Origin of the sequence: Mycobacterium sp. 20KCMC460 (assembly GCF_022179425.1) — a bacterium.
Taxonomy (GTDB): Bacteria; Actinomycetota; Actinomycetes; order Mycobacteriales; family Mycobacteriaceae; genus Mycobacterium; species Mycobacterium kiyosense.
Genome location: NZ_AP025524.1, coordinates 4,068,773 through 4,087,621 on the forward strand (window position 1 = coordinate 4,068,773; position 18,849 = coordinate 4,087,621).

Below are 18,849 nucleotides of genomic sequence, written 5' to 3' on the forward strand. Positions count from 1 at the left end.
GTATGGCAACTCACGATTTGCCTCCTCACTATGGCAGCGCCCAGCGTAGGTAGGAGGTGCTGAAGAACCGCTGAGAAGTTTGCAACATCCGCTTCGCCGTACACCGGCCGGGCGGCATACTCAGTTAGTTCTCAGCACGGCAGAATGAGACTGTGCGCATGAGGATGGCATGGCTGAGGTGGCTCAGCGCTCGCGTGCGTGCGGTGTGGCCTCCCAAGTTGGGCATCGCTGCGCGCTCAGCCGCAGTGTCGGGATTGGCCGTCTTGTTCGCATTTGCGATTGCGGGCGCGACATTGGATGTAGTCCTGTACAGATCGCTGATTGCAGGCGTCGACGATGCCACCGCCGGCAGAGTCCACGCCATCGTGGATGCGCTGCAGTCCAATTCGCTCGACACCGTTGACAATGCTCTGCTGGCCACGGATCAGCGTGTAGTGGCCGTTCAGTTGATCGACCCGGCCGGCAACGTGGTGCGGCGATCTGGGTCGGCGCCCGGAAAACCGCTGATGCCTGTCACCGCTCTAGGTTACGGCTTGCGCCGCAGCATTTCCGATGACGCGTCGCCCAACGACGACATGCGTCTGAGCGGCCAGCGGGTGAGGACCCCGTCGGGCGATTACACGGTGATTGTGGGTGGGGGCAGCGAAGCGGTCGAGGGCACAGCACGGACAGTCGCGCTGCTACTCACTTGCGGCGCACCGGTCATCGTTGCCGTAGCTGCCTCAGCGAGCTACCGACTCGTGCGACGCTCTCTCCGATCCGTGGACGCAATTCGCGGCAGAGTCGCCGAAATCTCCACATCTGATCTCTCTGAACGCGTACCTATCCCCCGCAGTAACGATGAGATTGCGGCCCTCGCTGTCACCATGAACGAAATGCTTTCGCGCATCGAAGCCGGCCACCAAGCGCAGCGGCGCTTCGTCGGGGACGCCTCCCACGAGCTCCGCAGTCCGCTGTCCACCATCATCTCCGGGCTGGAGCTCGCCGAGGATCACCCGGAACTGCTCGACTCGGATTTCGTTTTGACCACTCTGCTTCCCGAGGCTCAACGCATGCACGCCCTGATCGAAGACCTGCTGATGTTGGCTCGTGCGGATGAACACACCCTGGTACTCCGAAGCGAAGAAATTGCCATCGACGAACTCGCCGAGGCGCAGGCAGCGCGGGCGCGAACGGAATTCACAGGCATCGTCCAAACCGACATCGCCCCGGCACGTCTGAGTGGTGACCCGGCAGCCATCTCACGAGTGATTCGCAACCTAACCGAAAATGCTGTCCGCCACGCCAAGTCGCTTGTATCGATCGACGTCAGCACGCGGAACGGTTCGTCGCTGATCGCCATCGGCGACGACGGCCCCGGCATCGCACCCGCCGAGCGAAACCGCGTATTCGAACGCTTTGTGCGTCTGGACACAGATCGCTCCCGCAGTGGGGGCGGAACCGGCTTGGGGCTGGCGATTGTCGCAGAAGTCGTTGCCGCGCATGGCGGTACAGTCACTATCGACGACCGCACCGGCGGCGGAACGCTGATGATCGTCGCCTTCTCACAACACAAGTCTCAACAGGTCAATCGGTAGCCGACGCCGCGGACCGTCTCGATCGTGTTGGTGCCGAACGGAACGTCGATCTTGCGGCGCAGATACCCGACGTAGACCTCGACCACATTGTCAGGACCCTGGTAGTGGGCGTCCCAAACATTGCCCAAGATTTCGGCTTTCGTCACCACCACATCTTTATTGCGCATCAGAAATTCGAGCAACCCGTACTCGCGGGGGGTTAAGGTGATCGGCGTCGAGCCGCGTTGGACTAGGTGGCGAGCAGGATCCATTGACAGGGATCCCGCAGTCAACACCACCGGCCGTGCAGGTGCGCCACGGCGCACCAGGGCACGCAGTCGCGCCACCAGTACCCGGAAGGGAAACGGCTTCGTCAGGTAATCATCGGCGCCCAGATCGAACGCGTCGGTCTGGTCGTACTCGCCATCCTTGGCAGTCAACATCAATACCGGCGTCCACACACCGCGCGCCCGCATGCGACGCAGCACCTCATACCCGCTGTAGCCCGGGAGCATGATGTCGAGCACCACGACGTCGAAGGCGTTCTCGGTCGCCTCGTGCAAACCCTCGTCGCCGGTGCCAGCGGCCACTACTACGAACCCTTCGGCCTTCAATCCCCTGGACAGCGTCGCCGACAACCTTGCCTCGTCCTCGACGAGCAGGACCCTCATATCTGCACGCTACAGTCGGCGGACCGCGAACCGCCCTGACAACGCGACACCTATTCTCAGCGATCTCTCAGCGCTCGCCTCCTAAGCTCGGCTCGTCCCGTAGTCGTGAACACGCACGGAAACAGTCAAATAAGCCGAGGCCCGAATGTGTACGAAAACCCTTGTCAGCGGTGCCCTCATCATCGGCGGCGCACTATTGACGCCTTCTGCTACAGCTGGACCAAGCCCCTTCGCGGCACTGGGTTGCGCCTGTCGAGCGCCATCGCCAGCCCACACATTGTTCTCTGACAACGAAATTGAACGCGGAATCGCACAGGGACTCCGGTCCGGGCCCTCGGACAGCACGATGGCCATCCTTGGAATGCCGAACGGAAAGAACCGTTCCTGACGGCTGCAACTAGTGGGAGCTGGCTCTCAACGGCGATAATCGAACCACATAACATCAGCTGGTGAGTGCGCTGTTCTGCTTCGAGGGCGTCACCGTCGAGCGCAATGGCGTGCACGCCCTCGTCGATTTCGATGCGACGCTGCCGGACGGTGGAGTCACTGCGGTATCCGGACCGTCCGGCTCGGGAAAATCGACGTTGCTGCGTCTGTGCAATCGACTCGAGGTCCCGACCACCGGGCGGGTGCTGTTCGAGGGTGACGACGTTACGACGCTGGATCCGTTGCAGCTCCGGCGTCGGGTGGGCATGTGCTTTCAGCGGCCGACTCCGTTTCCCGGCTCGGTAGCCGACAATCTTGCGGTCGCTGACCCTGCCGCAACCTCTACGCAAATGGCCGACGTGTTGTCCTGCGTCGGACTCACCGGCAGCTGGCTCGAACGCGACGCGACCGCGTTGTCGGGTGGCGAAGCACAACGAATGTGTCTGGCGCGCATGCTGTTAACGCATCCGCGCGTGCTGCTGTTGGATGAGCCGACGGCTTCGGTGGATGCCGCGGCAGCACAGGTGATCGAGCAGACCGTGCGCAGGCTTGCCAACGAGGGAATGAACGTCCTTTGGGTCAGCCATGACCCGGCGCAAATCCAACGCATCGCCGACCGCGTCCTGCGCGTGGAACACGGCCGCAGCCTGGGCATCGAAGTGGTCGCGCCGTGACCGGCCAGGTGGGCTGGCTGGGTTTGCTAGCCTCGCTGGCGCTGGTCGTGTTGGCCGCCGGGATTTCGCTGTGGCAGCGCCTGGGCCTGCAGCGGTCGATCCTGTGGGCCGCAACCCGAGCACTGGTGCAGTTGCTGCTGGTCGGCGAGGCGCTGGCGCTTTTGCTGCAGCCCGGACGCTCGCTGTGGTGGTCGTGGGCCTGGACCGCCGGCATGGTTCTCTACGCGGGCGACGTGGTGCGCCGGCGGGCTCCGGAGGTGCCTGGGCTGGCACGGCTGGCGACTGCGGCGTTCGCCGCCATGGTGGTGATCACGCTCAGTGTGGTGTTCGGGCTGCGGGTCTTCCCGCTGGGCGGTCGAACGTTGATTCCCATCGTGGGCATGATGATCGGCAATTCCATGACCGCCACCGTGCTGGTAGCGCGACGCCTGGTCGACGAACTGCGCGACAAACGCGAGGAAGTCGAGGCCCGGCTCGCTTTGGGTCAGTCGTCGCGTCAGGCGGCGGCCCCGTATGTGCGGATCGCGCTGCGTTCGGCGGTGTCTCCCCAGATCGAGACCACCAAGGCCACTGGGCTGGTGTTTTTGCCCGGTGCCATGACCGGGCTCATCCTGGCCGGGGTGGCGCCGTTGCAGGCCGTGCTGGTTCAAGCGGTGGTCATGTTCGTCATCCTGGGCGCCGTGGCGATCACGACGGTCATCCTGGCACTGGGGCTGGTGCGCCATTTGTTCACGGCTGACCATCGGTTGATGCCGCTGCCACGGCGGGCCGATACCGGCGCTGCTACGTTGCGGCAGAAGGCTTTTCGTCGCCGCCGTGGATGACCTTGGATCTCCGGATACGGCGATCTCGCCGGTGTGGCATTGGCAGGCCATGCATTCGCTCCCGCGCGCGGCAAAGAAGCTGCCGGCGGCCAGCCACACTGTGGACAGGCCAGAACCCGCGGGCAACGGATTCGAGTGGAACGGCGGAGCGGTGACCCGCAGCAACTGGATATCGTTGGCCAGGCCGGAGCTCAGCCCGCCGGCCTGGCACTATCTGACGGTGTAGCCCGCGTCGACGGGAAGTGTGACACCGGTGATCTAGCGGCCGGCCTGCCCGCACAGATAGACCATTGCTTCGGTCAGGTCGGCTGATTCGATCATCGGGACCGGCAACTCGAACGGGCAGGCACCCTGGCCTGCGCCGGTGCGAATGTCGCTATCGATCCGATGAACCTGCAGCAGCTGCTGGGCGCCTGGGTAGCCCGAGATGACTACCCCGCGCAACGCGCAGCGCGCCCCGCGCTAGCTGAATGGCTTGTGCGCCTTGCCAATTCGCCAGATTCGGAAATAACCAGGGCGGCCAGCGCTCACTGCCTAATCTCAGGCAAGCATCGGGTCGATCGCCGACCGGGGCACCAGCACCTGCACCGCCCCCGCTGAGTCGGGCAGCAGCGCGCCCTGGTCGAAGAAGAAGATCACGCCTTCGTTGACCACCGCGAAATTCTGGTAGTTGGCGGGGTCGTACAGCGCGGTAGGCGAGATCGGCAACGGCGGCGGTGCGGTGGCGGTAGTCGACTGCCCCGGTTGCGCGGGCGGCGTGGCGGGCTGAGGCGGGGCTTGCTGCTTCTGCAACTCAGCCTGGACGATCGGCCCCACGGTCTTCAGCGGATCGTCGACCCGCCACAGCGGCGTGTTTTTCTTATCGTCCGATTTGGCTGTGTAGAGGATTTGCTTGCGATAGGTCTGGTCGTAGTTGAACGCCTTGAAGGTCGTCCTAGGTTGTGCGCCGCTGACGTTTTGGTACACGTTGAACACCACAGTCTGGGTGCCGCGCGGTGGGATCGCCGAGCTGTATTCCGTCGGCTTGATCTTCAGCTCAGAGGGTTTGTCGTGGGGCGCACCTTTGGCCGCATTGATGAACGTGTCACGTGTCTGAGAGATGTAGTCGGCGATCGGCTGCTGGTCGGGGTAATCCAGCGGGATGCTGATGTCGACGGTGTACGCGGGGTCCGAAAGCTGGATCGCACAGGTGGTGCCGGTACTAGTGCCTTTGAGATCGGCGCAGTAATCTTTCGGCGCCGCGCTGGCCACCGCAGCGGAACCGGAGATGGCCGCAGCCGCGACGAGTGCGGCGACGTTGAACAGGCGCATGTGTGTGAATCCCTCCAAGCGAACGCGGCAGCGCGCCGCGGACGCGAGATTAGCGTGCAGTGTTCCGCAAGGTAAAGCGAGCGGAGTTTCCGCTGCCCACGGTAGTCCGAACCGAAAAGGCCGCCACAAGCCGACTCAGCCATACACTTGCCGCGTGAACATCAGCGAGCTCATTGTCGGCGCAGTTAAAGGCCCTGTCCGAGCCGGCGTCAAGGTGGCCGACGCCGGACTCGCCGCTGCGTCCATGGCGCTCGGGGCCGTCAAGCAATCCTTGGGCGAGGACGCCCCCCAGGGGGCAGACCCGATCACCGATCTCTTCCCGCTGCGCGGCGCCATCGTCGGCGCAAACCGGGTTGCGGAATTGACCGAAAGCGACAGGGCGATGGGGCGCGCTCTTGCCCGCGGTGGCCCGGCGGACAAGCTGATGCGTCCGGGTGGGGTTGTCGACATGTTGGACGCCCCGGGCGGGTTGCTGGATCGGGTGACCGCGGGAAGTAGCTCCTCGCTGGAGCGGATCCTGGCGCCCGGCGGGCTCGTAGACCGACTGCTCGCCGAGGATGGGCCGTTAGAGCGCATGTTCGCCGAAGACGGCATCATCGAGCGGATGTTCGTCGAGGACGGCATCATCGACAAGCTGCTGGCCAAGAATGGACCGCTGGAACAACTCACCGAAGCCGCTGAAATCCTGAGTCGGCTCCAGCCCGCCGTCGAGCAATTGACGCCCACCGCCGACACCCTCGAGGCTGCCGTCGACACCCTCAACAGGATGGTCACCTCGCTGAGTGGCCTCAGAGACCGCATTCCGCGGCGGCCGTCGACGCGGCCGGCCGTACGCGCGAAACGCAACCCGGGCCAGGGCGCTCAGAGTGCCATCGAGGAGTGAGCCGACCGGCTCGCCTACTCCCGACCGTTGACCAGCCTGACCCGCCAGATCGGTCGCCTTTCGAACGGCGACCTCGTTCGGCTTGACCGTGCGCTGTTGGTATTCCTCGGGCTCGCGGTGTAGAACCGCTGTCAATTGTGGGGGAGTGGGGCGGGTGGGGCTCGAACCCACGACCAACGGATTATGAGTCCTGCTGACTCGCGGTTTTGAGTCGAAACTGCGTGCCCCGCAACAGGTTTCGGGTATTCTTTTGATCACGTTGAATCCCTTGTCTTCCAATAACTTTCGTTGGATCAGAGCATTCAATCTGAGTACTTGTATCATCGTCGCAGGTCAGAGGGTAGGGTGCAGTCTTGCGTAACGATTGCGTAAGAGCCTCCGCGAAACCGGGTTTGCTGGCGGGTTCGTTAGATTGATTAATGCATTCAAGACGGCAGATCGGACATGCTCGGCGCGTAGCCCGCTTTACACAGCCGCCCTGCGCCTACAATCAACTCCGCCCGATGGACCATCAGTTCGCAGGAAACAGTTGAGGGGGCCGCAAAGTGGCGTCGTTTATCGAAGATCCCCGTGTAGCGCGAGCGGTCAGCAGTATCGCTAGTCGCTCAGAACGCGAACCTGACGTGACAGTGTTGCAGAAGACGTATGGGTCTGCTGCACGAATAGGTGACATCTGAGTTGGCTTGCCCAGCATGGGCGGGCTGGAAGGATGTCCCCATGGCAAGGCCCTACCCCCGCGAGTTCCGCGACGACGTCGTCCGGGTCGCTCGCAACCGCGATGACGGTGTAACGATCGAGCAGATCGCCACCGATTTCGGAGTGCACCCGATGACGCTGCAGAAATGGCTCCGTCAGGCCGACATCGACGAAGGCACCAAGCCCGGCAAGAGCGCCAGCGAGTCCGGTGAGCTGCGCGAAGCCCGACGGCGGATCAAACTGCTAGAGCAAGAGAACGAGGTGCTGCGCCGGGCCGCAGCGTATTTATCGCAGGCCAATCTGCCGGGAAAAGGGTCTACCCGCTCGTGAAAGAGCTCGCCGCCGACGGGATCCCCGTCGCGGTGACGTGCCGGGTACTCAAGCTCTCCCGCCAACCGTATTACCGCTGGCTGGCCGACCCCATCACCGAGGCCGAACTCATCGAGGCCTACCGCGCCAATGCGCTGTTCGACGCGCACGCAGACGATCCGGAGTTCGGCTACCGCTACCTCGTGGAGGAGGCGCGCGATGCCGGCGAGCCGATGGCCGAGCGCACCGCATGGCGGATCTGCTCGCAGAATCGACTGTGGAGCGTGTTTGGTAAGAAACGCGGCAAGAACGGCAAAGTCGGCCGCCGGTGCACGACGATCTTGTCGAGCGTGACTTCACCGCTGAAGGGCCAAATCAGTTGTGGCTCAGTGACATCACTGAGCACCGCACCGGTGAGGGCAAGCTCTACCTCTGTGCGATTAAGGACGTGTTCTCCAACCGGATCGTCGGCTACAGCATCGACTCCGAATGAAGTCACAACTGGCCATCCGGGCACTACACAGCGCGGTAGCCCGACGCGGAGATGTCGCGGGGTGCATTCTGCACTCGGATCGCGGATCTCAGTTCCGGTCAAGGAAATTCGTACACGCCTTGAATCAACACGAGATGGTCGGCTCTATGGGCCGTGTCGGAGCCGCCGGCGACAACGCCGCCATCGAGAGCTTCTTTAGCCTGCTGCAGAAGAACGTGCTCGACCGCCGCCGCTGGGACACCCGAGAACAACTCCGCATCGCGATCGTCACCTGGATCGAGCGCACCTACCACCGGCGCCGCCGCCAGTCCGGCCTCGGGCGGTTGACCCCGATCGAATTCGAAGCAATCATGACCACACCGGCCAGTCAGGCCGCGTGACCGAAACTGTCACCTGATCGTGCAGCAGACCCTATGTCGAAACGGGAATACTGCCGCAGCTCGAAAATCACAACAACCAGATCTTGTATGGTCGACGTGGCACCGGGAAAACACACGTTTTGCAGGTACTAGGGCAAGCTTTCGAACAAAATTCTGGATCTCATTCTATGTATATTGATATCCGTCTACTTGGGAGCTCACACTTATTCACAGATACCACCCGACCGATTGCCGATAGGTGCATTGCCGTATTTAAAGATTTTCTAGGATTGCTCCAAAGTCGATTACTTGATATTGCAACCCATCCAGAAAGTGATGGATCCGGCCTGCAAGAAGTGAGCGACTTTGCCGAATACATTGCCCAAAAATCTGTGGACGTAGCAAAAAGAAACATTAAAGATACCAGCTCTGCGAAGTCGACGGATGGACTTGAAGCCAGCTTAAAAGGTTCAATTAGCGGAAGTCTTGAGGGAGGCTTAAAAGCATCCGATAGTCATGAGAAAGCGACTGCTCGCCAGGTTGAATATGAAGAGGCACTCCGTGAAAGCCTAGTTTTTAGTGAAGTTCACCAAAAGCTGAATATCACGCTCGCCGCAATGAAAGTTGACCATTTGATTCTTTTGATCGACGAATGGACTTCACTTCCCGTCGAAATTCAGCCATTCATTGCAGAATTCATTCGTCGATCTTTGTTTACATCAAATCGCATCACTGTCAAAATCGCCTCATTAGAATATAGGTCGCGGTTCACGCTGACCGATACTGACCGCAATATCATCGGCTTTGAGTTAGGCGCCGACATAGCAGCCAATCTGGACCTAGATGATTTTTACGTCTACGACCGCAACAGAGAAAAGGTGGTAACGGTATTTCACGAGCTGCTTTATAAGCACGTGACATCAGATCTAGACCCTGGAATACTTACCGAACACAACATCAAAGATGCGACATCATTTCGCGTGCGACTGTTCACAGAGCCCGCCACATTTGTGGAACTTGTAAGGGCCGGCGAAGGAGTTGTACGAGACTTTCTGGGGATCTTCAGCGCGGCGTTTTTTAAAGCTCTTACTACTGGCCGTCCCAAAATCGACCTGCATTCGGTCGAAGAAGCTGCCCGGGATTGGTACGAGACTGATAAATCTACTTCTTTATCCACCGATCAGCGCGAGGCTCTCCATCGCATAATTCAAGATGTCATCGGAAGCCGCCAAACAAAAATGTTCATGCTTTCGCGGGCCGATGCGGATCACCCAATGATTCAGACGCTATTTGATTTACGGTTACTCCATTTGATTCTTCGGGGATATAGCGACAAAGAGAATCCCGGCAAAAGATATAACATTTATGCACTTGACTACGGCACCTACATCGACCTGAAACGCACCAAAGCCGAGCCTCAAGGTTTGTTTGAAGTTGATGATGACACTGAATCGAAAGATTCTGATGACGGCAAGCAAGCTCCAGAGGACCGTCTTGTTCCTTTCAAAGACAAGCGTAGTATCCGAAGAGTAATTCTGCATACGAGCGTTTTCGACGGACTGCAATAAAGCCTTTGCCTACCGAGTCATGCATTGCGTCGCTGCATCGGAACTACGTTTGACTGCACCGCAACGGGCCGCGCCAGACCAGCGGGCTGTGAAACGTCCTCATTGATGTGGTCGCCGTACACGTCCAAAGTCAGCGTGAAGGTGCTGTGCCCTAGCCACTTCGAAACCCGCTTAAAATCGACTGGCGGGCTAGCGGAAAGCAGGTTCACGGCAAAAGAATGCCGTAGGTCGTGAAACCGCGCCGACGGTAGCTTGAGGGCGGCTAGCGCTGGCTGCATGAATCGCTTGTAGACGTTGCTAGGGTCAAGCGGCTTGGACCAATCGAATCGGTCTGCGGAATCCTTGACGTTTCTGCCCGCAGCTTTGGCAGCGGCCAGGTCCAATCGGCCAGGGAACAGGGGCGCTGTTGGCTCTAGGCAGGTGCCGTGGTGGTTGGCGATGTAGCTCCGTAGGTCATCGGCTAGCCACCGCTCTAGAGGCACCGTCCGCTCAGATTCATCGGTCTTCGGGCTACCAACATGAAAAAGGGACTGCCCCGACTTCAATTGACTCGCGGGGTTGTGAATTTCAGGCCGCGGTTGCGACTGGTGTGTGGAGCAGTTCGAACTCTATCGGGGTGAGCTTGCCAAGTGCGCGTTGCCGGCGGCGCCGGTGGTAGGTCCGCTCGATCCAACTCACGATTGCCAGGCGCAGTTCGGCTCGGGTCGACCAGCGTCGCCGGTCGAGCACGTTGCGTTGCAGAAGGGCGAAGAACGATTCCATCGCCGCATTGTCCCCGCATTATCCGGCTAATCGGTGGACGGTTTGGTGGTTAACCGGTTAAGACGTCGGATTTGTTGGTCATGGCGGCGGATTTGGTCGGCGAGTTCTTTGATGGCGATGCGGAGGGTTGCGACGTCTTCGTCGAGGCGGTCGAGAGGGCTGGTCGGTGTGCTGGATCGCTGGTGGTGTTCGACGAGGGCGTGGAGGGTGGGGTTGCGGTAGAGGGTGGCGCGGGAGATGTGCGCGGCATCTGCAACGGCGGTGAAGGTGACGGGCTGGTGGTTGTTGGCGAGATCGATGCAGGCTTGCTCGACGCGAGATGGTAGGTCGTTCATCCGGTTTGGGCCTGGGCGATCGCGGCGTCGAGTCGTTCGATGAGTTTGCGGTGGCGATCTGCTTCGCTGATCCAGCCGCGTTGTTCGGCGTCTTTGGCGAGGGTTTCGGTGTCGGTGCGTTGGGCGGCGAGGACGGGCAGGTAGCTGGTGTCGGTGCGGAAGTTGGGACAGTGTTCGCAGATGTTGGCGTAGGTGCAGGCGCCTTGAGCGGGGGCGCGTAGGCAGAAGCCGCCGGCGAGGCGGGACTTGATTGCTGGTGCGTCGGTCCATGTTCCGCCGCCGGTGATGTCGGCCAGCGGCAGGGCTTGGCGTGCTGAGGTGGTCGATGTGGCGGGCAGGGCGGTGAGGTGGTCTTTGGCGAGGGTGAGGGCACGCTCGTATTCGGCGCGGACGGTGGTGTCGAACAGGCGGCCGTAGCGCAGGCTCATCTGCGCGGAGACGTGTCCGAGCAGCGCCATCAGCGATTGCAGGGACACTCCGGCGTTGACCAGTGCGGTGGCGTAGGTGTGTCGCAGTTGGTGTGGGGTGATGTGGTCGAGTCCGGCAGCGGTGGCGGCGCGGTCGAGTTCTTCTCGGATCGCGTTCTGGGACAGGCGGTGTCCGTGTCGGGTGAACAGGAATTGGGCGGGTCGGCCGGTGCGGGGATGGTCCAGCGGCCTGCCGCTGGAACGGATCTCGGCGATCCGGTCGATCAGCTCGACGGTCTCCTCGTCGAGCGGGATCATCCGTTCGGTGTCGAGTTTGCCCACCGGCACCTTCAACCAGGTTCCGTGTCCGGGTATTTCGTGCACGCAGTCCAGTTCGAGGTCGAGCAATTCCCCGATCCGCAGCCCGCAGGACCGCTGCAGCAGCAGCGCGGATGCTGCAAGTTCGTAGTCGCTTGCCCTCAGCGCCTGGGTGAGTCGGCGGTCGGCGTCGACGGGCAGATACCGCGGCAACGGCTGCGGCAGCCGCGGGATGTCACCACGGAACACCAGCCGCCGGGTCGGGGTGTCGGCCCAGCCCCATTCGGCGATGTCGGACAGGAAGTTTCCCAACGCCAGCACCCGGCGGGAACGTTCGGCGGCGGTGATCACACCGTCGGTCTTGGTGTTCACGGTGTCGACGAGCGCGCTCAGATACGGTTCGATGTGGCGACGCCGGTCCAGCTGCGACAGCCGAGTCAGGCCGGGGTCGGTGGCGGTGAGGAACCGGCCGAAGTGCATCAGCCGGGTCGACAGGCTGGAGACGGTCTTGCGGGTGCAGGTCGCTTTCTTGGCGTTGAGGTAGGCGATCATCGCCGTCGCGATCGGTTCGGTGATCCCGGCGAACCGGTCGGCGAAGGGCACCGGTCCGCCGGTGCGTGGCGGTGTGGGCAGGATGGCGAGGTGGAACAGCACCAGGTGGGTGTTGCTCAGCGCAGCCTTGTAGTGTCCCCAACCGGCGCCGGTACGGGCCTGGCGGTCCCGGCATGCCGCGGCGAACTCGTCCAGATCCGCGGCCGTGAGCTGGTCGAGGCGTTTGCCGGTCTGGATCAGCAGCCGCGCCGGCGCCTGCGAGCCGGTCGCCGACCGCACTCGTTCGGTAAACCCCAATTGGGTTGCCGTAGAAGTGAATCGAGTCAAATCGGCGCCGATCGGGGAAACGTCGATCTCACGCCACAGGCTCGAGATCTTGCGTTCGAGCAGATAGTCGTAGCCCGGCCGGACGAACCCATACAGCATCAAGAAGGTAATCATCGGACGAGTGGAACCGTTAGCCGAGCACCGCACCGCCAGCGGCTCATCCGCCCACGCCCGCGGATCGGGCCAGCGCTGCAGAAACGAGCGCGCGGCGCTGTCGTATGCAGTGTTGCCGCGACCGGTGCGGGCTAGATGCGCCTGGTAGGCGTCATACACTTCCTGCGGGTCGGTCGCGGTCGCGGATACGTGCGCGGGCAGCATCGAATTCCTCCTTCACCCGGGTCGGTGCCAAATGGATGTAGCGGGCCGTGGTGTCGATATGCGTGTGTCCGAACAGATCCCGCATCACCGTGAGGTCGACGCCAGCCTCTGCCAAGGCGGTGCCGAACGAATGCCGCAGCGCGTGCGGATGCCCGCCGACGATCCCGGTGACCTGTCGGTGGTAGCGGAAGATCGTGCGCAGCCCGGCCGCGGTCAGCGGCTGCCCGCGACTCGGGCCTTTCGCGACGAGGAACATTCGGCGGCTGTCGGATTCGGGCGTTCGGTCAGCAGATACACCTGGACCGCGCGGGCCACGTCAACATCCAGCGGCACCCGGCGTTCCTTGCTGCCCTTGCCCCACACCCGCAGCCAACGCCCGCCGATGTCGGCGTCAGTCACATCCAGGGCGAGCACCTCGCACGAGCGCAGCCCGCAGTACAGCATCAACCCGGCGATTGCCCGATCCCGCCACGTACGAAGACTTTCCAGTAGTTCGCCTGCCTGCGCGCTGGTCAGCGGCCGCGGCAGCCGTTTGGGCTCCCGCAGCCGCAGCGTGGACCGGGGCCGCGGCTTGCGCACCGTATGACCCAGCAATCCGGTCTTCTCTCCGGGCACCACCCGCCGCGCCTCCCGGCCTTTGGGGACCGGATTGGGCTGGTCGGGGTCCCGCATCGCCCGAAACGCGAACATGCCCGAGATCGCCGCCAACCGGCGGTTGATCGTTGTGGCCGCATACGCATCCGCCGGCCGACCCGCCATGGTGACAACATTCGGGCCCGGCCGCCCAGGCAGCCGCGCCTCCCGGCACGCCGCCAAGAACCGCAGCAACATATCCGTGTTCACCTCACCGAGCGCGGCATCCTCGCTTTCCAACCAGCGGCAGAACGCCAACAGGTCGAACCCGTACGCGCGCACCGTTTTCGGCGAGTAGTTCCGATCCGCGAGATACCCCAGGTACTCGTTCACCAGTCCGTACCGACCCGCGGCAGGACCGGCCAGTCGCCAGCCGACCGAGCCTTCGAGCCTCAGGTCGGAAGCCGCGGGTTTCATAGCGACAGATGTATCCGTCATGTCGCAGCGACGCAAGCATCAACACACCGCGTGTCGCATCTCCCACCAGCCGATTCTCTACGATTAGCCGGTTAAGAGGCACGCTCCCACGCGGGCCCATCGAGCCATGTAACCCGTTGCGCGACAGTGCGTGGACGAACTTTCTCGACCTGAATTGGGCGGATTCAACTGGTCGTTGCAACACCTCGAATTGGAGGTGTGCGAGTGCGGGTGCGAGATCGGCAGCGGGCGGTCCAGTTATATCGGGGGCAGATTCCCTCGCCGGGACGGCCTACGGTGGCCTGGCGTCAGGACAGGGTCAGGTTCTGGGCGGCCATCGCTGCTGGGGCGATGACTGAAGACGCCTCGGCCCAAGCGGGCGTGTCGTCCCCGGTCGGGTTCCGTTGGTTCCGTCACGCTGGCGGTGTGAATCCACGCTTACCAGAGACTGTTTCGGGTCGTTACCTGTCATCGGATGAGCGTGAAGATATCGCGTTGTGGCGGGCCCAAGGTGCCGGGATTCGCGAGATCGCTCGCCGGTTGGGCAGGGCGCCGTCGACGGTATCGCGTGAACTGCGCCGCAATGCATCGACGCGCACCTATCGACTGGAATACAAAGCCTCGGTGGCGCAGTGGCACGCTGAACGGCGTGCCCGTCGCCCGAAGACGGCCAAGCTCGTCGCCAATGAGCGGCTGCGCCTCTACGTCCAGGACAAGCTGTCCGGCGTCGTTCGCGGCGCTGACGGGCAGGTTGTCGCCGGCCCCGCCAGTACCCCGTGGAAGGGCCGCAACAAGCCCCACCGAGGTGATCGGGCCTGGGTTCAGGCGTGGAGTCCCGAGCAGATCGCCCGCCGTTTGCCGGTGGATTTCCCCGATGATCAGACGATGCGGATCAGCCCCGAGGCCATCTATCAGGCGTTGTATGTCGAGACCCGGGGCGCGCTCAAACGGGATCTGGTCAGCTGTCTGCGCCGCGGTCGCGCGTTGCGGGTGCCGCGGGCACGGACCCGGCAGAAAGCATGGGCCCATGTCACCCCGGAGACTTTGATCAGCCAGCGTCCGCCGGAAGTCGCCGACCGTGCCGTACCAGGCCATTGGGAAGGCGATCTTCTGATTGGGTTGCAGCGCAGCGTGATCGGTACCTTGGTGGAGCGGAGCAGTCGTTTTACCATGCTGGTCCATCTGCCACGCGAGATTGGCTACGGCGTGATACCACGGACCAAGAACGGTCCAGCGCTGGCCGGCTATGGCGCGATCACGATGGCAGGCGCGTTGGAGCAGACGATCACCACGCTGCCCGCAGAATTGCGTCGGTCCTTGACATGGGACCGAGGCAAGGAACTCTCGGCGCATGCTCAGTTCTCGATCGCTTCGGGGGTGCAGGTGTACTTCGCTGATCCGAAGAGCCCGTGGCAGCGTGGCACCAATGAAAACACCAATGGGCTGCTGCGCCAATACTTTCCGAAAGGAACTGACTTATCCCGGTGGACCGCAGACGATATCGCCGCGATCGCCCACACCCTCAACACCCGACCACGCAAAACGCTCGGCTGGCGCACCCCCGCCGAAGCCTTCAACGACCACCTACACTCGGTTCATCAAACCGGTGTTGCGACCACCGATTGAATCCGCCTTGGCTGCCCTTGTCGGAATGGACGATCGTCGCAAACGGTGAGCGCAATGCCACGGCATGATCCAGGGCAGCCACCGCGAGCGAGGACTTCATCCGCGAGTCGATCGAGTAGCCCACAATCCGGTTGGAGTACACGTCTTTGATGGCGCAGAGGTAGAGCTTGCCCTCGTCAAGCAACCTGAAGAACTCTTCCTTCTGCTCCTTGCTGTACTTCCGGCCAGCCATCGCCATCACCTCCGATAGGTGTTGCGACGATTGCTGGAATCCAAGCAGTGCGGTGCTCGGTGATGTCGGCCAGCCACACCTGGTTGGCGGCCTGGGCGATGAACTGACGCTGCACGAGGTCGTCATGGACCGGTGGGCCGGATCGACGATTCAGTCCTCGCTTCTTAGCGAAGATCGACCAGATGCGCTCCTGGGAGCACAACCGTGCGACACGGTTTTCGCCGGCGGTGATCCCGTGCCGGAGCAATTCGTCAGCGATGAACCGGTAGCCGAAGGTAGGGTCATCGGCGTGGATGTCGCGGGCCGCGTTGATCAGGTGAGCATCGTCCCAATCGCGCTGTGACAACGGCGCTTTGCGCCATTTGTAGAACCCCTGGGTGGAGAACCCCAGGACCCGGCAGGTCACCGTGACGGGTACGCCGTCATCGGCAAGGTCGAGGACCAGCGGGTACATCTGTAATGAGGGTGGCTGGCCCGAGGCCGGCTGGCAGTGTTGACGTTCGGCTCGGCTCGTGTGACTCCGGGTATATTCGACCCGCTCATCGCGGTGTCTTCAAAATGACCTGTCCGCGAGGGGAGCTGGCGTCGACACCGTCCGCACAGATGGCTTGATCAGAAGCTTGTCCACCACCATTGGCGGCGTGACTCATTACAGATGTGTCTCTGCGCGAACAACATTCATCGGCGCCGACTCAGAAAGGTAAATAGACAAAGTAGAGGAGAACTCATCGATGGCAATCATCGCCGACACCTACGACCACATCGTGGGTGTGGACACCCACGCGCGAACACATACCTACTGCGTGGTTTCCACCAAGACTGGGGCAGTGATCGACACGGCGACCTTCCCGGCATCACCGGCCGGAATCAACAGGGCCCTGACCTGGGTCACCCGCCGCGCTCCCGGCACAGTTTTCGCCGCCGTCGAAGGCACGTCCTCCTACGGTTCGACACTCACCGCAGCTCTCGCAGCTCAGGGCGTTCCCATCGGCGAAGTGCGCCCACAACCACGATCCGCGCACGCCCACGCCCACGCCGGCAAGTCCGACCCCCTCGACGCCGAGGCAGCCGCGCGCTCAGTGCTCGGCAAGGAATGTTCGCGGGTTCCCCACCCGCGCGGCGCCGGTGATCGTGCTGCCCTGCGGGTGCTCTTGAGTGCCCGTTCACTCATCGACCAACAACGCACTGCCAACCGCAACGCACTGACCGCGCTGCTACGCACTGTCGACCTCGGTGTCGACGCCCGCTCACCCTTGACCGATAAGCAGATCGCCATCATCGAATCCTGGCGAAATAGCCGCTGCACCAACAAAGTTGATCTCATTGCCCGCGCCGAAGCCAAGCGACTGGCGACCGTTGTCAATGAGCAAACCCGCCAGTTGCGCCACAACCACGCCCAACTCGCCGAGCATGCGCAACGCCTGGCTCCCGGGCTACAACAAACCCCAGGGGTCGGTCCCGTCACCGCCGCAATCCTGATCTGCGCCTACTCCCACCACGGACGGGTCCGCTCAGAAGCCGCATTCGCCGCACTCGGGGGAATCGCGCCCCTGCCCGCATCATCGGGAAACACCACACGACACCGCCTCAGCCGATCCGGCGACCGACAACTCAACCGTGCCATCGACATCATCGTCCGAACCCGCATGAGCTTCGACCCCGCGACCCGCGCCTACCTACGCCGGGGACTGGAAACCGGCAAAACCAAGCGAGAGATCCGGCGCAACCTCAAACGCTACGTCTGCCGCTCACTGTTCCGGCAACTCCAGGCCGCCATGGCTTGACAGCCCCCATAGAAGCGTCATTTTGGGTTGGCGTCCCGGGACAGGTAGCCGACCGCGCGGCGCATCACCTCGGCCTCCTGCTCGAGGAGCTTGATGCGCTTGTGCGCTTCGCGCAGCTGCGCGGCCACGTCGTCAGCAGCGGCCGGCGATCCGGGCTGGTCATTACCGTCCTCGCGATCGGCGATCTTGAGCCAGCGATGCAGGCAAGCCTCCGAGATCCCGAAATCCTTCGCGATCTGACGCAACGACGCCTCGCCCTTGCGGGCCACCGCAATGACATCAGCACGGAACTCCGTAGGAAACGGTTTCGGCACGAGATTGATCCTTCCAGTGAAGACGAATCCTCACAGGGTCAGGAGTCAACCAAACCGGGGGCAATCCCTTTTCGACCTACCTAGCCGCTGTATTGCGAACTAACACCAGCGATTACGAAAGCTATTCGAAAGCACCGAAACCCGTTGCCATTGAGAATGATTGGCACGCTGAACTAGAGCGGCATTGGCCGATGATTAGTGTAATCGCGAAAAGGCTCTACACCGAATACAGGGACCGAAAACTCAGGCAGGCAAACAAACAACGCTGGCGCGCACGTCGGCGCACTACGGCGAAGCTGCATCGTCAGGGTCTGTGACCTCGATATCGTCGGCACTGCTGCCTTTAATTCGCTTGAGCGGCTTATCATCTGGCCCATAAATGGTTACGTCTTTTGTCACAGGTTGGTCGGATATCTCTGCGCTGGCACGCTTAAATGGATTCTTGATCCAATTCATTACGGCTGTGACGGTGGTACTGGTAACGGTGCTGATAGTGGCATCGGCAGCTTTAAGGGCTATGTAGATGCCGATGACTTCAACGACGCCAGGTCCCTTGCCGCCAGATGGGCGGTACGCAATCTCGCCGTCAACGCCGTTTCGGCGGAGTTCATCAATCATCACTTCTAGTGACTCCAGGTGGTTCGCGAGCACGCCATTGAAACGCACAGTGGCGAACGCCGGGTATGTGGACATAGCGACATACGTTAGATGGTCTTTCGGGTGAGAGATGCAATCTCGCGTTTTGAATCGAGGTGCGTCCCGGTCTGCGAGCGCAAATCGGCCACCAGTAGCCGATTGTCTGGCGCTGGCCGGTGTGGCAACTCCTGGCAGGCGCGTTCGTGACTGTGCGTGGCGCTCAGGGGGTCAATACATCCATTGCCAGTGCTCAGCGCGGGGTCAGCGAGACCGGCACATATCGAACGGGTGTTCGGGTAGTGGGGGTCATCGCGGGTGCCGTGGGGCGGGTTTGCTGGGACGACTTTGTACCGCTGATTGTGCCACTTGATTGCGTAAGAATTGCGTAAATCTGAGCCATTTTGGCCGTTTGAATTCG

The 18,849-nt window shown here is 62.0% G+C and carries 16 protein-coding genes and 5 pseudogenes; 10 read left to right on the forward strand and 11 right to left on the reverse strand.

Features of this window, described 5'->3' with window-relative positions:
* The first annotated feature begins 164 nt into the window (after nucleotides 1-164).
* Entirely contained in the window at nucleotides 165-1,577 is a 1,413-nt protein-coding gene (locus MKCMC460_RS18890; protein WP_236983995.1) for an ATP-binding protein, read from the forward strand.
* Here MKCMC460_RS18890 and MKCMC460_RS18895 read toward each other — a convergent pair.
* Nucleotides 1,559-2,227 (reverse strand): response regulator transcription factor, encoded by a 669-nt coding sequence (locus tag MKCMC460_RS18895; protein ID WP_238304686.1) that lies wholly within the window; start codon nucleotides 2,225-2,227, stop codon nucleotides 1,559-1,561. The genes MKCMC460_RS18890 and MKCMC460_RS18895 overlap by 19 nt on opposite strands.
* 446 nt (nucleotides 2,228-2,673) lie before the next feature.
* Here MKCMC460_RS18895 and MKCMC460_RS18900 point away from each other — a divergent pair, with 446 nt between their 5' ends.
* The 3 genes from MKCMC460_RS18900 to MKCMC460_RS18910 are packed head-to-tail and all read left to right on the forward strand — an operon-like array spanning nucleotide 2,674 to nucleotide 4,377.
* Nucleotides 2,674-3,327, forward strand: a complete 654-nt coding sequence (locus MKCMC460_RS18900; RefSeq protein WP_236983991.1) for an ATP-binding cassette domain-containing protein — start codon at nucleotides 2,674-2,676, stop codon at nucleotides 3,325-3,327.
* Entirely contained in the window at nucleotides 3,324-4,151 is an 828-nt protein-coding gene (fetB, locus tag MKCMC460_RS18905; RefSeq protein WP_236982343.1) for an iron export ABC transporter permease subunit FetB, read from the forward strand. Before MKCMC460_RS18900 ends, fetB begins: the two co-directional genes overlap by 4 nt.
* The gene (locus MKCMC460_RS18910) at nucleotides 4,144-4,377 is read left to right on the forward strand and encodes a hypothetical protein (protein WP_236982341.1); all 234 of its coding nucleotides are present in this window, start codon (nucleotides 4,144-4,146) and stop codon (nucleotides 4,375-4,377) included. The genes fetB and MKCMC460_RS18910 overlap by 8 nt, the downstream gene beginning before the upstream one ends.
* A 314-nt stretch (nucleotides 4,378-4,691) precedes the next feature.
* On the opposite strand, the gene MKCMC460_RS18915 is transcribed toward MKCMC460_RS18910, so the two are convergent.
* Nucleotides 4,692-5,462 carry an esterase gene (locus MKCMC460_RS18915; protein WP_236982337.1) on the reverse strand — a complete coding sequence of 257 codons (771 nt, stop codon included), beginning with the start codon at nucleotides 5,460-5,462 and terminating at the stop codon, nucleotides 4,692-4,694.
* 154 nt (nucleotides 5,463-5,616) lie between these two features.
* On the opposite strand from MKCMC460_RS18915, the gene MKCMC460_RS18920 reads away from it, so the two are divergent.
* The 4 genes and pseudogenes from MKCMC460_RS18920 to MKCMC460_RS18930 all read left to right on the forward strand — a co-directional run bounded on the left by MKCMC460_RS18920 (nucleotide 5,617) and on the right by MKCMC460_RS18930 (nucleotide 9,770).
* Nucleotides 5,617-6,345 (forward strand): hypothetical protein, encoded by a 729-nt coding sequence (locus MKCMC460_RS18920; protein WP_238304688.1) that lies wholly within the window; start codon nucleotides 5,617-5,619, stop codon nucleotides 6,343-6,345.
* Nucleotides 6,346-6,369: 24 nt separating this feature from the next.
* Nucleotides 6,370-6,468, forward strand: a pseudogene (locus MKCMC460_RS31850) (type II toxin-antitoxin system PemK/MazF family toxin); the annotation flags it as partial.
* A 594-nt stretch (nucleotides 6,469-7,062) separates the two neighbouring features.
* Nucleotides 7,063-8,223: pseudogene (locus MKCMC460_RS18925) on the forward strand (IS3 family transposase).
* A gap of 167 nt (nucleotides 8,224-8,390) precedes the next feature.
* Nucleotides 8,391-9,770 (forward strand): hypothetical protein, encoded by a 1,380-nt coding sequence (locus MKCMC460_RS18930; RefSeq protein ID WP_238304689.1) that lies wholly within the window; start codon nucleotides 8,391-8,393, stop codon nucleotides 9,768-9,770.
* Nucleotides 9,771-9,787: 17 nt separating this feature from the next.
* Here the strand turns inward: MKCMC460_RS18930 and MKCMC460_RS31855 are convergent, their stop codons facing one another.
* From MKCMC460_RS31855 to MKCMC460_RS18950, 6 genes and pseudogenes are all read right to left on the reverse strand, one after another.
* Complete coding sequence (locus MKCMC460_RS31855; RefSeq protein ID WP_370652886.1) at nucleotides 9,788-10,315, reverse strand: tyrosine-type recombinase/integrase; 528 nt, start codon at nucleotides 10,313-10,315, stop codon at nucleotides 9,788-9,790.
* A gap of 22 nt (nucleotides 10,316-10,337) precedes the next feature.
* Nucleotides 10,338-10,550, reverse strand: a pseudogene (locus tag MKCMC460_RS18935) (integrase core domain-containing protein); the annotation flags it as partial.
* 8 nt (nucleotides 10,551-10,558) lie between these two features.
* Nucleotides 10,559-10,867 (reverse strand): hypothetical protein, encoded by a 309-nt coding sequence (locus tag MKCMC460_RS18940; RefSeq protein ID WP_238304610.1) that lies wholly within the window; start codon nucleotides 10,865-10,867, stop codon nucleotides 10,559-10,561.
* Nucleotides 10,864-12,789, reverse strand: coding sequence for a tyrosine-type recombinase/integrase (locus MKCMC460_RS18945; RefSeq protein ID WP_238304692.1), 1,926 nt, complete (start codon nucleotides 12,787-12,789; stop codon nucleotides 10,864-10,866). Before MKCMC460_RS18945 ends, MKCMC460_RS18940 begins: the two co-directional genes overlap by 4 nt.
* Entirely contained in the window at nucleotides 12,737-13,045 is a 309-nt protein-coding gene (locus MKCMC460_RS31425) for a tyrosine-type recombinase/integrase (RefSeq protein WP_255735209.1), read from the reverse strand. Before MKCMC460_RS31425 ends, MKCMC460_RS18945 begins: the two co-directional genes overlap by 53 nt.
* Entirely contained in the window at nucleotides 13,003-13,839 is an 837-nt protein-coding gene (locus MKCMC460_RS18950; RefSeq protein ID WP_255735210.1) for a site-specific integrase, read from the reverse strand. The genes MKCMC460_RS31425 and MKCMC460_RS18950 overlap by 43 nt, the downstream gene beginning before the upstream one ends.
* Before the next feature lie 225 nt (nucleotides 13,840-14,064).
* Here MKCMC460_RS18950 and MKCMC460_RS18955 point away from each other — a divergent pair, with 225 nt between their 5' ends.
* Entirely contained in the window at nucleotides 14,065-15,465 is a 1,401-nt protein-coding gene (locus MKCMC460_RS18955) for an IS30 family transposase (protein ID WP_238304694.1), read from the forward strand.
* Nucleotides 15,466-15,472: 7 nt separating this feature from the next.
* On the opposite strand, the pseudogene MKCMC460_RS18960 reads toward MKCMC460_RS18955, so the two are convergent.
* A pseudogene (locus MKCMC460_RS18960) lies at nucleotides 15,473-16,151 on the reverse strand (DDE-type integrase/transposase/recombinase); the annotation flags it as partial.
* A gap of 277 nt (nucleotides 16,152-16,428) precedes the next feature.
* Here MKCMC460_RS18960 and MKCMC460_RS18965 point away from each other — a divergent pair.
* Complete coding sequence (locus MKCMC460_RS18965; protein WP_236982332.1) at nucleotides 16,429-17,481, forward strand: IS110 family transposase; 1,053 nt, start codon at nucleotides 16,429-16,431, stop codon at nucleotides 17,479-17,481.
* Between the two features lie 20 nt (nucleotides 17,482-17,501).
* Here MKCMC460_RS18965 and MKCMC460_RS18970 read toward each other — a convergent pair.
* Both MKCMC460_RS18970 and MKCMC460_RS18975 read right to left on the reverse strand, forming a co-directional pair.
* Nucleotides 17,502-17,795 (reverse strand): annotated as a pseudogene (locus MKCMC460_RS18970) (transposase); the annotation flags it as partial.
* A gap of 285 nt (nucleotides 17,796-18,080) precedes the next feature.
* Nucleotides 18,081-18,488, reverse strand: coding sequence for a hypothetical protein (locus MKCMC460_RS18975; RefSeq protein WP_236982330.1), 408 nt, complete (start codon nucleotides 18,486-18,488; stop codon nucleotides 18,081-18,083).
* Nucleotides 18,489-18,849 lie beyond the last annotated feature (361 nt).

What these genes read in the sequence shown, in the direction of transcription:
- MKCMC460_RS18890 (WP_236983995.1), top strand. Translation starts at nt 165, where the DNA reads ATGGCATGGCTGAGGTGGCTCAGCGCTCGCGTGCGTGCGGTGTGGCCT.
- MKCMC460_RS18895 (WP_238304686.1), bottom strand. Translation starts at nt 2,227, where the DNA reads ATGAGGGTCCTGCTCGTCGAGGACGAGGCAAGGTTGTCGGCGACGCTG.
- MKCMC460_RS18915 (WP_236982337.1), bottom strand. Translation starts at nt 5,462, where the DNA reads ATGCGCCTGTTCAACGTCGCCGCACTCGTCGCGGCTGCGGCCATCTCC.
- MKCMC460_RS18930 (WP_238304689.1), top strand. Translation starts at nt 8,391, where the DNA reads ATGTATATTGATATCCGTCTACTTGGGAGCTCACACTTATTCACAGAT.
- MKCMC460_RS18940 (WP_238304610.1), bottom strand. Translation starts at nt 10,867, where the DNA reads ATGAACGACCTACCATCTCGCGTCGAGCAAGCCTGCATCGATCTCGCC.
- MKCMC460_RS18945 (WP_238304692.1), bottom strand. Translation starts at nt 12,789, where the DNA reads ATGCTGCCCGCGCACGTATCCGCGACCGCGACCGACCCGCAGGAAGTG.
- MKCMC460_RS31425 (WP_255735209.1), bottom strand. Translation starts at nt 13,045, where the DNA reads ATGTTCCTCGTCGCGAAAGGCCCGAGTCGCGGGCAGCCGCTGACCGCG.
- MKCMC460_RS18950 (WP_255735210.1), bottom strand. Translation starts at nt 13,839, where the DNA reads ATGAAACCCGCGGCTTCCGACCTGAGGCTCGAAGGCTCGGTCGGCTGG.
- MKCMC460_RS18965 (WP_236982332.1), top strand. Translation starts at nt 16,429, where the DNA reads ATGGCAATCATCGCCGACACCTACGACCACATCGTGGGTGTGGACACC.
- MKCMC460_RS18975 (WP_236982330.1), bottom strand. Translation starts at nt 18,488, where the DNA reads ATGTCCACATACCCGGCGTTCGCCACTGTGCGTTTCAATGGCGTGCTC.